The sequence below is a fragment of the Mycolicibacterium fallax genome (assembly GCF_010726955.1).
Classification (GTDB): domain Bacteria; phylum Actinomycetota; class Actinomycetes; order Mycobacteriales; family Mycobacteriaceae; genus Mycobacterium; species Mycobacterium fallax.
Genome location: NZ_AP022603.1, coordinates 1847912 through 1861794, shown reverse-complemented (window position 1 = coordinate 1861794; position 13883 = coordinate 1847912). Strand labels below are relative to the sequence as shown.

9 protein-coding genes are annotated in these 13883 nt (G+C 68.0%); 7 read left to right on the top strand and 2 right to left on the bottom strand.

Annotated elements, in window-relative coordinates:
- Positions 1 to 155: 155 nt before the first annotated feature.
- Both G6N10_RS08810 and G6N10_RS08805 read right to left on the bottom strand, forming a co-directional pair.
- Positions 156 to 3071 carry an MMPL/RND family transporter gene (locus G6N10_RS08810; RefSeq protein ID WP_085097613.1) on the bottom strand — a complete coding sequence of 972 codons (2916 nt, stop codon included), beginning with the start codon at positions 3069 to 3071 and terminating at the stop codon, positions 156 to 158.
- Positions 3068 to 3493 carry an MmpS family transport accessory protein gene (locus tag G6N10_RS08805; RefSeq protein ID WP_085097616.1) on the bottom strand — a complete coding sequence of 142 codons (426 nt, stop codon included), beginning with the start codon at positions 3491 to 3493 and terminating at the stop codon, positions 3068 to 3070. Before G6N10_RS08805 ends, G6N10_RS08810 begins: the two co-directional genes overlap by 4 nt.
- A 128-nt stretch (positions 3494 to 3621) precedes the next feature.
- Between G6N10_RS08805 and G6N10_RS08800 the strand changes: the two genes are divergently transcribed.
- The 7 genes from G6N10_RS08800 (at position 3622) to G6N10_RS08770 (ending at position 13820) form a co-directional block, all read left to right on the top strand.
- Positions 3622 to 4287 (top strand): TetR/AcrR family transcriptional regulator, encoded by a 666-nt coding sequence (locus G6N10_RS08800; RefSeq protein ID WP_085097619.1) that lies wholly within the window; start codon positions 3622 to 3624, stop codon positions 4285 to 4287.
- 49 nt (positions 4288 to 4336) lie between these two features.
- Positions 4337 to 5761, top strand: a complete 1425-nt coding sequence (locus tag G6N10_RS08795) for a DUF3375 domain-containing protein (RefSeq protein ID WP_085097621.1) — start codon at positions 4337 to 4339, stop codon at positions 5759 to 5761.
- Entirely contained in the window at positions 5758 to 6336 is a 579-nt protein-coding gene (locus G6N10_RS08790) for a DUF4194 domain-containing protein (protein ID WP_085097624.1), read from the top strand. Before G6N10_RS08795 ends, G6N10_RS08790 begins: the two co-directional genes overlap by 4 nt.
- A complete protein-coding gene (locus tag G6N10_RS08785; RefSeq protein ID WP_085097627.1) occupies positions 6329 to 9727 on the top strand; it encodes an ATP-binding protein in 3399 nt (1132 codons plus the stop codon). The genes G6N10_RS08790 and G6N10_RS08785 overlap by 8 nt, the downstream gene beginning before the upstream one ends.
- Positions 9724 to 10866 carry a Wadjet anti-phage system protein JetD domain-containing protein gene (locus G6N10_RS08780; RefSeq protein ID WP_085097630.1) on the top strand — a complete coding sequence of 381 codons (1143 nt, stop codon included), beginning with the start codon at positions 9724 to 9726 and terminating at the stop codon, positions 10864 to 10866. Before G6N10_RS08785 ends, G6N10_RS08780 begins: the two co-directional genes overlap by 4 nt.
- Before the next feature lie 196 nt (positions 10867 to 11062).
- A complete protein-coding gene (locus G6N10_RS08775) occupies positions 11063 to 12703 on the top strand; it encodes an NERD domain-containing protein (protein WP_085097633.1) in 1641 nt (546 codons plus the stop codon).
- A 397-nt stretch (positions 12704 to 13100) separates the two neighbouring features.
- Positions 13101 to 13820, top strand: coding sequence for a hypothetical protein (locus G6N10_RS08770; RefSeq protein ID WP_085097636.1), 720 nt, complete (start codon positions 13101 to 13103; stop codon positions 13818 to 13820).
- Positions 13821 to 13883: the final 63 nt, after the last annotated feature.

Below are 13883 nucleotides of genomic sequence, written 5' to 3'. Positions count from 1 at the left end.
CGTGTACGCAACTGAGCGCTGGCGGCAGGGCTGTTGGCCCAGCGCGCAGCCCGGTACGCGACACGCCGAAAAACGTGTACACATCTGAGCGCTGGCGGCAACTACCGCCGCAGGCAACTACCGGGGCAGGCAACTACCGGGGCAGCCGTCGGACGTCAGGAAACCAGCTCGGGCTCCGGCTCCGGCTCAGCCTTGGGCTTGGGCCAGGGCTGGGGCACCGGACGCTGGCGCACATGCTGCGGCCACCAGAACCAGCGCCCGAGCAGGGCGGCGATGGAGGGGGTCATCAGCGAGCGCACCACCAGGGTGTCGAACAGCAGGCCCAGCCCGATCGTCGTACCGACCTGGCCGATGGTGATCAGCTGGCTGACCGACATCCCGATCATGGTGAAGGCGAACACCATGCCGGCCGCCGTCACCACCGAGCCGGTGCCGACCATGGCGCGGATGATGCCGGTGTTGATCCCGGCACCGACCTCCTCCTTGATCCGGGAGACCAGCAGCAGGTTGTAGTCCGCGCCGACGGCCAGCAGCACAATGACCGACATCGGCAGCACCATCCACTGCAACGGGATACCGATGATGTGCTGCCACAGCAGCACCGACAGGCCGAACGCCGAGGCCAGGCTGAGCGCCACCGTGCCGACGATCACCGCCGCGGCCACCACGGCGCGGGTCAGCACCAGCATGATGATGAAGATCAGCACCAGAGCGGCCGCCGCGACGGCCAGCAGGTCGTAGTCCGCGCCGAGCTGAATGTCGTTGAAGGTGGCCGAACTACCGCCGAGGTAGATCTTGGCGCCCTCGAACGGGGTGCCCTTGATGGCATCGGTCGCGGCGACCTTCAGCGGCTCGATGCGGGCAATGCCCTCCGGGGTCAGCGGGTCGCCCTGGTGAATGATGGTGAACCGCACGGCATGACCGTCGGGGGACATGAACAGCTTGATGCCCCGCTTGAAGTCCTCGGTCTCGAAGGCCTCCGGCGGCAGGTAGAACGAGTCGTCGTTCTTGGCGGTGTCGAACGCCTCACCCATCGCGGTGGCGTTGTCCTGCATCGCCATCGCCTGATCCTGCTGTGCCTTCTGGATCTGGTACTGGGTCTGCAGGGTCTTCTTCTGGTTCTTCAGCGATTTGATCTGGGCCGGCATCACCGCGACCATCTGCGGCATCAGTTCGGCCATCCGGTGCATCTCGGGGACCAGGTCCTCGAAATCGTCGCTCATGATCGCGATGCCGTCGATGCTCTCGAACACCGCCCGCATCGACCAGCAGACCGGGATGTCGAAGCAGTGCGGCTCCCAGTACAGGTAGTTGCGCAGCGGCCGGAACTGATCGTCGAAGTCGGCGAGATGATCGCGGGTGTCACCCATGTGGTCGGAGGTGGTCTGCATCTTGTCGGCCATCCGCTGGGACACCTCGGCCAGCTTGGTCTGGATGCTCATCATCTCGGTCATCGCGTCGATGCTGTCCTGCAGATCGTCGATCTGACTGCGGATGTTCTCCAGGTTGGCCTGCGCGTAGTCGTTGTTCATGATCTGCGCGCTGCCGCTCTGGCCCACCACGTAGGGGATAGTCGAGTGCTTGATCGGCTCGCCGTCGGGCCGGGTGATGGTCTGCACCTGGGCGATCCCGTGCACGTTGCGCAGGGCCTTGGCGATCTTGTCGATGACCAGGAAGTCGGCCGGGTTCCGCAGATCGCGGTCGGTCTCGATCATCATCAGGTCGGGGTTCATCTTGGCCTCGGAGAAGTGCCGGAACGCGGCGTCGTAGCCGACGTTGGCCGGGGTGTCCTCGGGCAGATAGATGCGATCGTCGTAGCTGGTGTGATAGCCGGGCAGGGTGAGCAGGCCGATCAGCGAGAGCGCCACGGCGGTGACCAGGATGGCCCCCGGCCAGCGCACGGTGGCGGTGCCGACCTTGTGCCAGCCGTGCGCCTTGTGCTGGCGCTTGGATTCCAGGATCTTGCCGAACCGCGTCACGACCGAGATCACCGCGGGCCCCAGCGTCAGGGCCATGGTGAGCACGACCAGCATGCCGATCGACAGCGGGATGCCCATGGTCTGGAAGTAGGGCAGCCGGGTGAAGTGCAGGCAGAACGTCGCACCGGCGATCGTCAGGCCGGAGGCCAGCACCACGTGCGCGGTGCCGTGATACATGTCGTAGTAGGCCGATTCCTTGTCCAAGCCGTTGCGGCGGCCCTCCTGATATCGGCCTATCAGGAAGATCGCGTAGTCGGTTGCCGCGGCGATGGCCAGGGTGATCAACAGGTTCGTCGCGAACGTCGTCAGGCCGAAGAACTCGTGATAGCCGAGAAAGGCGATCGCGCCCCGGGCGCCGGCGAGCTCGAGGACCACCATGGCCAGCACGATCGCGGTGGTGACGATGGACCGGTAGACCATCAGCAGCATGACGGTGATGACCAGGAAGGTCACCCCCTCGATCACGTGCATGCTGCGGTCGCCGACCAGGCGCTGGTCGGTGCTGGCCGCGGCGGACCCGGTGACATAGGCCTTGACGCCGTCGGGAGTGGGCCGATCGGTGGCGATCGTGCGCACCGCGTCGACGGATTCGTTGGCCAGCGCCTCACCCTGGTCGCCGGCGATGTAGACCTGCACGTAGGCGGCCTTGCCGTCGCGGCTCTGGGCGCCCTTGGCGGTCAGGGTGTCACCCCAGAAGTCCTGGACGTGCTGCACGTGGGCGGTGTCGGCGCGCAGGTCTCGGACCATCTCGTCGTAGAACTCGTGGGCCTCGAAGCCCAGCGGCTGCTCGCCCTCGAGCACGACCATCACCGAACTGCTGGTGTCGTACTCCTGGAAGACCTTGCCGACTTCCTTGACCGCGATCATCGACGGCGCGTCGTTGGGGTTCATCGACACCGCGCGCAGCTCGCTGACGACGTTGAGCTGCGGGACAACGGTGTTCAGCACCGCGACGATGACGATCCACGCCAGGATGATCGGAACCGCGAAGATCCGGATGAAGCGTGCGATGCCGCCGTGCCCCTTGGGGTGCGGCTGTCCCTTTGCCTTAGCGGCCGGAGCGGTCGCGGTGTCGTCGGTGGACACGCTCACGCCGCCTTGACGTAGCAGAAGGTCTGGGCAGTCACTCCGGTGGCCGTCCTCTCGTCTTTGACCACGTCGTCGACGGTCACGCGGCAGCTGATGCTGTCGCCGTCGGTCTGGGCCATGATGTTGGGCTGCACCGAGGGCAGGGTGGTCTCCAGCCGCAGCGTCCACGGCAACGGCACGTCTTCGGCGCGCTGCGGCTTGCCCTCGAGGTCCATGTAGTTGATGACGGCGGTGTTGCCCGAGCCGTAGATCTCGTAGATCACGACGGTCGGGTTGAAGTCTTCGGCGTTGTCAGAGGTGATGTCGGTGATGATCACCGGATGGGCGCCGAAAACCGTGCGCACGTTCGACACCACCAGCGCACCGGCGGAGGCGGCGACGAGAATCAGGATGGGCAGCCACGCCCGACGGATCAGCCTGATCAATTCATCTGCCTTTCAGGGTTCCTGGTCCGCGGGATGCTCGCCCGTGCGCGATGTTCTCGGGTCAAGTTATCGGGGCTAAGTGGATCAAGTCAATCCCCTTCGGTGTCATGGCCATTACACTCGGCGCGATGAACAGCTGTCCGACCGCCGGGCGCCCGCTGCGCCGGGACGCCGAGCTCAATCGGCGGCGGATCATCGACGCGGCCCAGGAACTGTTCGCGGCCAAGGGGTTGGAGCCGAACCTCAACGACGTGGCCAGGCACGCAGGTGTCGGGGTGGGCACGGTGTACCGGCGCTTCCCCGGCAAGGAGCAGCTGATCGAGGAGATCTACGCCGACGGTCTCGGCATGCTGACGGGGTTGGCGGAATCGGCGTTGCGCCTGGAGGATTCGTGGCTGGGCTTCGAATTCTACGTTCGGCAGATGTGCGAGAAGACCGCGACCGATCGCGCGATGCGCGAGATCGTCTTCAGCAAGGCCTACGGCGGGGAGCGGGTCCGCGAGGCCCGGGACCGGCTGGTGCCGCTGCTGCAGCAACTGGTCGCCCGGGCACAGGCCGACGGGCATCTGCGCGACGGGGTGAGCTCGACGGACCTGCCGATCTTCGCGCTGCTGGCCGGCACGGTCAGCGAGTTCGCCGGTGAGGTCGATTCGCAGCTGTGGCGCCGGTACGTCGAGATGCTGCTCGACGGCATGCGGGCGCGACCGGACCAGGACGGGTTGCCGGTGGCGGCGCTGGCCGACACCACCCTGGACCGGGTGATGCAGATGTGGGAGCCGGCCGGGCCGGGGTGAGCGCGGGCTGCCGCGGCTGAATGTCGGAGGGCGTGCTTACCCTGACGGGGTGGATTATCAGGGCATCACGGCACTGCGGGAGAACCATCCCGCCTGGCGATTGCTGCGCGCCGGCAATGCCCCGCTGATCCTGTCCTTCCTCGGGGAGTTCTTCGTGGAGGGCAATCGCGGGGCCTGCGCCGCCGGCGCGGTCGCCGACGCCCTCGATGATCTGCTCTACGCGCTGAACGCCGAGGAGGTCCGCTACCCCAAGGAGCCGCGCGGCTACCTGGAGGACTGGGCCGCCACGGATGCGGGCTACCTGCGCCGGTTCTACCCACCCGGCGACGACGAGGTGCACTACGAGGTGACTCCGGCCTTCGAGAAGGCCTACGCCTGGGTGACCGGGCTGCGCGGCCGGGCGTTCGTCGGCACCGAATCCCGGCTGCACATCGTCGTGGAGTTGCTGCGCCAGATCGTGCACGGTACCGAGATCGAGCCGGAGGTCCGGCTGGCCGAACTACGTCGTCGGCGCGCCGAGATCGACGCTGAGATCGCCGACGTGCAGGCCGGCGACCTGGCCGTGTTGGATCCCACCGGCATCCGGGATCGCTACCAGCAGCTGTCGTCCACTGCCCGCGAGCTGCTGTCGGACTTCCGCGAGGTGGAGGAGAACTTCCGGCAGCTGGACCGGGCCGCTCGGGAGAAGATCGCCGCCTGGGACGGGTCCAAGGGCGAGTTGCTGGCCGACCTCGTTGGCAGCCGCTCGCAGATCGCGGGATCCGACCAGGGCCGCAGTTTCCAGGCGTTTTACGACTTCCTGCTCTCCGAGGCTCGCCAGGGTGAGCTGACCGACCTGCTGGTGAAGGTGTCCGCGCTGGACACCATCGACGCGGACTCGCGCATCCGGGGCATCCACCACGACTGGTCGGAGGCAGCCGACCGCGCTCAGCGCACCGTCCGCCAGATCTCCGAGCAACTGCGCCGGTTTCTCGACGACCAGGTGTGGCTGGAGAACCGCCGGGTGCTGGAGTTGGTCCGAGCGGTCGAGGCCGCGGCGCTCGACGCGCGCGCCCGCCCGCCCGACTTCGGCCTGTTGGTTGACGAGCCGGGGCTGGACATCGCGCTGCCGTTCGAACGTCCGCTCTATCAGATGCCGGTGGCCGTCGCCGTGGAAAGTGCGGTGACCGCCGCGACCGAGGACGCCGACACCGGACTGCTGTTCGCCCAGACCTACATTGACTCGGCGCGGCTGGCCGATGCCATCCGGGCGACCCTGCCGGAAAACACCTCGGCGCTGCTGTCCGATGTGCTGGTGGTGCATCCCATCGAGCAGGGCGCCGCGGAGATCGTCGGCTATCTTGCGCTGGACGACGAGGACCTGACCGTCGAGATGGACGATGCCGAGGAAACCGTGTTGGAGTACGCCGATCCGAGCGATCGCAGCATTCTGCGGCGGGCGACACTGCCGAGGGTGACGGTGCGACGACGATGAGTACCGAACATGCCGTCGCCGGAGCGATCATCCGGCTGATGCAGGGCGTGGTCTATCGCGATTCCGACGAGGACAGCTGGCAGACGCTGGACCGCTCCGGTGCCGGGGTCCGGGATCATTTCGCCGCGATCGGCGTTGACGTGGTGATCGACGACGTCGAGGGATATGCCTACCTGCGATCTCGCCCGGATTCCGAGGGCGAGGAGGCGCTGCCGCGTCTGGTTCGGCGGCGGGCGCTGACCTACAACGTCAGCCTGCTGCTGGTGTTGCTGCGCAAGCGGCTCGTCGAGTTCGAAACCGGCGGCGGGGAGGGCCGGTTGGTGCTCAGCACCGATCAGATGGTGGAGATGCTGAGACTGTTCCAGGCCGACTCCACCAACGATGCCCGCGTCGTCGACCAGGCCGAGACGACTATCCGCAAGGCCGCGGAACTGGGCTTCCTGCGGCAGTTGCGCAATCAGCGCGACCAGTGGGAGGTGCGCCGGATCCTCAAGGCCTACGTCGACGCCCAAACCCTGTCGGACTTCGCGGCCAAGCTGCGCCAGTACGCCGGACAGGTGGCCACCGATGACTGAGGGACTGTTCAGCGCGGTCGAACTCGGCAGCTCACCGCGGGCCGGTTACCGGCTGCAGTACGTGGAGGTGCACAACTGGGGCACCTTCGACAAGCACGTGTGGCGGTTCAGTCCCGGGGCGGACACCGCGCTGCTCACCGGAGACATCGGCTCCGGAAAATCGACCATCGTCGACGCGCTCACCACGCTGCTGGTGCCCAGCCACAAGGCGGCCTACAACAAGGCCGCCGGCGCCGATGCCAAGGAGCGCACGCTTCGCTCCTACGTGGAGGGGCATTACAAATCCGAGCGCAACGAGGCCACCGGGAAATCCCGAGCCAAGGGCCTGCGGGAGAACGCCCGCAGTTACTCGGTGGTGCTGGGCGTCTTCGTCAACTCCGGATACGACGAGACCGTGACGCTGGCGCAGGTGTTTCAGCAGCGCGAAACCACCGGCCAGCCGTACCGGTTCTTCGTCACCGCGCCGAAGGCACTGTCGATCGCCACCGACTTCGCCGACTTCGGCACCGACCTGCGCGATCTGCGTAGGCGGCTGCGCGCCGGCGGCGCAGAACTTTTCGACGAGTTCCCCAAGTACGCGACGTCGTTGCGACGGCTGCTCGGGATCCGTTCCGAACAGGCCCTGGAGTTGTTCCACCAGACCGTTTCGATGAAGTCGGTGGGCAACCTCAACGACTTCGTCCGCGACCACATGCTGGAGCCCAGCGACGCCGGCGACCGGGTTCGCGACATCATCGCGCACTTCGACGATCTGACCAAGGCCCACGACGCGGTCAAGCGTGCCCGCGAACAGCTCGAGGCTCTCGAACCGATAGCCGTGACGACCGCGAAATATGATGCGGCGCTGGAAGACCGGGACACCCTGGAGCGACAGCGAGCCTCGGTGCGGCTGTTCATCGCGGAGCTGCGTTCGGATCTGCTGGCCGGTGAGATCATCGCGCTGCAGACCGACGGTGGCGCCGGATTGCAGGAGCTGGAGGCCGCCGAGGCGAACCAGCGTGCCCTGGCCGCGCAGCGCGACTCGCTCATCGAGGAGCGTGCCACCGCGGGCGGGGACCGGATCGGCGAACTGGAGCGACTGGCCGGCGAAGCCCGTGCGCAGGCCGACACCCGTCGTGACAACCGAACCCGGTTCGACGACGCGGTCGGGGCCGCGGGGCTCGCGCCGGTTGACGGCGCGGAGGGCTTCGCGGCGCTGTCGGCGCTGGTGAGCACCGAGCGGCCACGGCTGGCCGGCGAGAAACGCGACCTCGACGCCGCCACCGCGGAGGCGATCGGAAACACCCGGGACTGCCGGCGTCGATGTGACGCGGTCACCGAGGAGCTGGCCAGCCTGGCGCAGCGCACCTCCAACCTGCCGCCGGAGCAGGTCGAGCTTCGCGATGAGCTCTGTGCCGCGCTGGGACTGCGGCCCGATGAGCTGCCGTATGCCGGTGAGCTGCTCGATGTGCGTGACGAACAGGCACAGTGGCGTGGGGCCGCCGAGCGGGTACTGCGTGGGTTCGCCCTGTCGCTGCTGGTGCCGCAGCAGCACTACGATGCGGTCGCGAGCTGGGTCAACGGCCGTCGCCTGACGTTTCGCGGCCGCGGCGGTCGACTCACCGGCGCGAAACTGGTCTACGAGCGCGTTCCACGCCAACAGGTCCGGCTGCAGCAGTCGCCGCACGACGGGCTGCTGCTCGCCGACTGCATCGAGATCAAGGACGGTCCGTTCCACGACTACCTGCGCAACGAACTGACCAAACGCGCCGACTTCCGCTGCGCGTCCACCCTCGCCGAGTTCTCCGGGCTGCGGCGCGCCGTCACGGTCGAGGGGCAGGTCCGCTCCGGGGAGCGCCACGAGAAGGACGACCGGCACCGCGTCGATGACCCGCGGCGCTGGGTGCTCGGCTGGGCCAACGAACGCAAGATCGCCGCGCTGCGCGCCGAATTGGAGGAACTGGAGGCCCAGCACGCGGCGGCCGCCGCCGAGGAACGGCGGCTCGACCAGGGGCGTGCGGGCCTGCAGGAGCGCCTCGATGCGCTGCTGCGCATCGAGGGCTTCCGGGCCTGGATCGACCTGGATGTTGCGGAGGCGCTTGATCGCGCGAACGACCATGACGCCGAACGGGTTCGGCTGCAGGCCGGTTCGTCGCGGCTGGAGGAGATCACCCGCGCGCTGGACCGCAACGCCGCCGAGGCCGAGGCGGTGGCCGCGCTGATCAAGGATCTCACCGGCCGGCTCGCCACCCTGCAGGCCGCCGTGCAGCGGGCCCAGGCGGAGAAGGATCGCGACGATGCGCTGCTGGCGGCGCACCCAGATCGGGAACGCGCCGCGGCGCGTGAGTCCTACCCCGGGTTGCAGGCCCGGCTGGGTGCGAAGCGACCGACGCGGGCGGCGGACTGCGCTGCCGCGCAGGATCAACTGTCCGAGGACCTGCACCGGCGGATCGAGAAGCTCACCCGTGAGCTCGGTGGCTACGGCCAGAACCTGGGCCAGCAGATGGCCGAGGTGCTGCGCCGCTGGCCGGAGTTGCGCGCGGACCTGGACGCCGGCGTGGAGGCCCGCCAGGAGTTCCTGGCCCTGCGGAACCGGGTTGCCACCGACGACCTGCCGCGCTTTGAGCAGGAGTTCAAAGACCAGCTCAACAAGAACGCGATCCAGGAGCTCGCCGGCTTCAACAACTGGCTGGGCCGGCAGGCGTCGGTCATCGACGAGCGGGTAGACCGGATCAACGAGGCGCTGGGCGCGGTGCCCTACAACCCCGGTCACTACATCAAGCTGGTTCCACTGGCGACCACGAACCAGGATGTCGTGCAGTTCCGTTCGGAGCTGCGCAATCTGACCAACGACAGCCTGGCCGTCGACGGCGACCAGTATGCCGAGCAGCGGTTCCTTGACGTCAAGCGGATCATCGAACGATTCCGCGGCCGCGACGGCTACGCCGACACCGACCGCAAGTGGACCCGGCACGTCACCGACGTCCGAAACTGGTTCGTCTTCTCGGCCTCCGAGCGGGACCTGGAAACCGATGTGGAGTGCGAACACTACAGCGATTCCGACGGCAAGTCCGGGGGACAGAAGGAGAAGCTGGCCTACACCATCCTGGCCGCGTCGCTGGCCTACCAGTTCGGCCTGGAGTGGGGCGCGGAGAAGTCTCGGGATTTCCGGTTCGCCGTCATCGACGAGGCGTTCGGGCGTGGCTCGGACGTCTCCACCCGCTACGCTCTTGAGCTCTTTGCCAAGCTCGGCCTGCAGTTGTTGATCGTCACGCCGCTGCAGAAGGTGCAGGTCATCGAGCCCTACGTGCAGGCGATCGGATTCGTCGACAACCCAGACGGGGCCTACTCCCGGTTGCAGACGATGACCATCGAGGAATACCGCGGCCGCCGTCGCGAGCCGGCGTCGTGACCGCCGGGTGGACCACGCCCGCCGACATCGCCGCCCGGGTACGGCGGCGCTGGGACGACGGGTCGCTGCTGCGCGCGCACGCCGTCGGAGAGCCGTTCGCACCGATCAAGGTGCCGCTGCGCGGCCCGAAGCCCTCGCAGATCGGCGACGATCTCGGCGCGGCCCGGGACTGGGTCGCGGCGCTGGACGTCGGCCGGCACGACGACCGCCGCTACGCACTGCAGTGGCGGGAGATCGGTGGACGGCGGATCGGGCGCAATCGGCTGCCGGTCAGTGCCACGGTCGACACGCCTGAGCAGGCCCAGGCGTTGCTGGGGGTGGCGGGTGCGGTCCGGCGCTTCGACGAACTTCTGGCCGCGGCCGGCGAACGAGGGCCGGTGTGGGAGTGGATCGTTGGGCATCCGCATGCCGCGCTGACCCTGGCCGCGGAGCTGCCGAGGCTGATCGCCGCCTACGACTGGCTCGACGCACAGCGCGATTCGGGCCGGTATCTGCGCGAGATCACCGCGCCCGGGGTCGACACGAAATTCGCCGAACGGCACCGCGCGACGCTGGCCGCGATGCTGGGGGTGTCGTCGGGCGCGGCCGGTTTCCTCGACGGCCTGGGACTGCGCGCCAAGCCGGCGTTGGTGCGGTTGCGTCCGGCGCCGGCACCGTGGCTGCCGGCCCCGATCACCGAGTTGGCGCTGCGAGTGGGGGAATTGGCGCGGCTCCCGCTGGCACCGCGGACGGTGCTGGTCATCGAGAACGAGATCAGCTACCTGTCGGTTGAGGTGCCTGCGGGCGGCGTCGTGATCTGGGGCAAAGGCTTCGAGGTGGACGCGGTGGGTCGGCTGCCCTGGCTGGCCGAGGCCGAGGTGATCTATTGGGGAGACATCGACACCCACGGCTTCGCCATCCTGGACCGGCTGCGGGCCTGGGTTCCGCACGCCCGGTCGGTGTTGATGGACCGGGACACCCTGGTTGCCCACCGGGACCGGTGGGGCAGTGAGGATCGCCCGGCCACGTCGTCGCTGACCCGGCTGACCGCGTCCGAAGCGCGGTTGTACGAGGAACTGGTCACCGACGTGCTGGGCGAGCGGGTTCGCCTGGAACAGGAACGCATCGACTGGGCCTGGGTGCGGCAGCGATTGGGCTGACCCCCGCCCGCGACTCGGATACCCGCGGGCATTCGTGCGTGGCGACGCCGGGTATCCGCGGGCAAGCCGATACCTTGTAGCAAGGCCCAGCCGGGGGTGGCAAGGCCCCGCCGGAAGGCGGCAAGGCTCAGCCGGAAGGAAGTCTCACCATGATCCGTCGAGTCGCGCGCCCGCTGCCGGGGCTGTTCGTCTAGCAGTGTCCAGGGAAAAGCCCCGGCTGGCCAACGGTGCCGAGCGCACCGTCTGGCAGGCGCTCGATGACCAGCTGAAGCCCGAAGACCTGCTGATCCCCGGCCAGCGGGTCACCGACCACCTCAAGGACCACGAGGTCGACCTCGTGGTGGCCATCGAGGGTGCGGGCATCGCGTGCCTCGAGGTGAAGGGCGGACAGGTCTGGCACGACGGCCAGTCCTGGCGGCAGCGCCGCGGCCGTAGCGACCACACCATCGAGCCGGTCCGGCAGGCCCGTGAGGCCTGCTACGCGCTGCGCAGCTTCGTCGAGGGCGACCCGCGCTGGACGCAGGGCCGACAGCGCTGGGATCACCTCGTCGTGCTGCCGAATACCGAACTGCCCGAAGGCTTTGCGCTGCCGGACTGCCCGCGCTGGAAGGTCATCGATCGCACCGAACTGGGCGAGCTCGCCGCTCGGCTGCGCAAGGTCCTGCTCGACCAGGAGCTCCCGCGGCCGCTGCTGGGCGCCGCGGGCATCGAGCAACTCGGTGTCGCGCTGGGCGGGCGCGGCCTGCCACAGCTCGACGTGGTGTCCCGGGCGCGGGAGAACGAGGACGCCGCCGACGTGCTCACCGACCAGCAGGCGGTGATCCTGGGCGCCATCCAGCTGCTGAACCGGGTGGAGATCCGCGGCGGGGCGGGCAGCGGCAAGACGTTCCTGGCGATGGAACAGGCCCGCCGGCTGGCCCGCGCCGGCCAGCGGGTGGCCCTGGTCTGTTATTCGCACGGGTTGGCGTCGTATCTGGAACGGGTCACCGCCGGCTGGAACAGGAGCCAGCGCCCGGCCTACGTCGGCGAATTCCACGACCTCGGCAAGACCTGGGGAGCGCCCGCCGGCCCGGACGAGGCGCTGCGCAACGAGGACACCGTGCGGTTCTGGGAGCATGAGCTGCCCCGCCAGATGGCCGAGTTGGCGGCCGGGCTCGACGACGGCCAGCGCTTCGACGCGATCGTGGTGGACGAGGCCCAGGACTTCGCCGACGCCTGGTGGGAGCCGCTGCTGGGCGCGCTGCGCGACGAGGAGGCCGGCGGGCTCTACGTCTTCAGCGACGAGGGGCAGCGGGTCTTCGACCGGTACGGGTCACCGCCGGTGCCGCTGGTGCCGCTGGTCCTCGACCACAATCTGCGCAACACCCGCCAGATCGCCCAGGCGTTCCAGCCGCTGGTCGACCACCCGATGCGGTTCCTCGGCGGTGACGGGCCGACGGTCAGCTTTGTGGCCTGCACGGCGGACACCGCGATGGACGCCGGCGACGACCAGGTGGACTGGCTGCTGGACCAGGGCTGGCGGCCCGAGGACGTCGCGCTGCTGACCACCGGCAGCCGGCACCCCGAGCAGCGCGAACGCCAAGCCGCCGGCAACACCGCCTACTGGGCCAGCTTCTGGGACACCGAGCAGGTCTTCTACGGGCACGTGCTCGGATTCAAGGGCCTGGAACGACGGGCGGTCGTCCTTGTCGTCAACGAACAGCAGGCCTTCGAACGCTCCCGTGAACGGCTCTACGTCGGGCTGTCCAGGGCCCGCGATCAGCTCGTGGTGTGCGGCGACCCCGACTTCCTCCGGACGGTTGGCGGCCCGGAACTTGCTCACCGCCTGGGCATCTGAGGAGACGGCGCGGACTCAGCGCCGGATGGTCACCACAGCGTCCGTAGGCCGGGAAGTCCGCCAAAGGCGGCGTCGCCTGTAACGAGGGTCATCGATTCGAGTATGGCCTGGGCAGCCAGCATCCGGTCGAAAGGATCACGGTGGTTCCACTCCACGAATAAACTCGCCGGACTGACGAAGCTCTCCGAGGAGACCCACCGATGCGGGTATCGAACTGCACTTCCCGTGGTGACTTATCAGTAGGTACACAATATTTTGTGTCCATTTAGCGTGTTTATCTGCGGTTTCATCGTCAGGAACACGTATCCTATGGTGATGCTGGCCGGTGAGAATTTGGGTGGTACGCCCCTTGGGCGTGTTGCTTGCATAGACTGCTTTAGTGTGCGAAATTCGCCGCATGAACCTACAGGGGTGGCTGGATCGGGTGGTCACCGATCATCGGCCGTCGTGCGCGACGTTGCGTTACGACTTGGAGCGGGTGATTCCTCGGGTCGCCGAGATGTGGAAGCCGCTGTTCGACGATCCGCGGAGTATTCACGGGCAGGCGTTTTGTACCGATGTGCGGTTGATGGTGTTGCGGATGCGGGAATTGCGCGGGCCGATGCCTGGGGACACGTTGTTGACGACGTGCGGCAGCGGGTTGTCGGTGCAGGTGTCGGATTCGCGGGGGATGGATTTTCGGATGCGGCGGTGGCCGTCGCGGGTGCTGCACGGGGAGCGGGTGCGAACCGTGGTCACTCCGGGTGGGGGTGGGCATCCGCTGGTGCGAGTGCCGGCGACCGAGGGCGAGCAGATGATCCTCGACGAGGGGTCGGGTGCCGAGATGTTCCCGGTTCCGAAGGTTACGCCGGCGGGCAAGCCGGACATCTTCGCGTTGTGGTGGCCGACCGACGACGGGTTCGGCCTGGCGGAGGCGGTGTTGGCGGCGGTGTTGGATGTCGACAATGCTTCTCGGGTACAGGTTTTGGCGACGGCGGCGTTGCCGCCGGTGACGGAGTCGCCGTTGTTGGCGGCGGGCAAGCGGCCGCCGGTGGCGCCGGTGGACGACTTCGGCGAATGGGCGCCTCCTGCTTCGGGGTCGGGTACCGACGATCCCGACGAGCCGGAACCGGCGTAGCACGCGATGATGGTGGTTGCGGTGGGGGGCGGCGTATTTCATGTCGTGGGGTCGTTGTTGAAT

What these genes read in the sequence shown, in the direction of transcription:
- G6N10_RS08785 (WP_085097627.1), top strand. Translation starts at nt 6,329, where the DNA reads ATGACTGAGGGACTGTTCAGCGCGGTCGAACTCGGCAGCTCACCGCGG.
- G6N10_RS08790 (WP_085097624.1), top strand. Translation starts at nt 5,758, where the DNA reads ATGAGTACCGAACATGCCGTCGCCGGAGCGATCATCCGGCTGATGCAG.
- G6N10_RS08800 (WP_085097619.1), top strand. Translation starts at nt 3,622, where the DNA reads ATGAACAGCTGTCCGACCGCCGGGCGCCCGCTGCGCCGGGACGCCGAG.
- G6N10_RS08770 (WP_085097636.1), top strand. Translation starts at nt 13,101, where the DNA reads ATGAACCTACAGGGGTGGCTGGATCGGGTGGTCACCGATCATCGGCCG.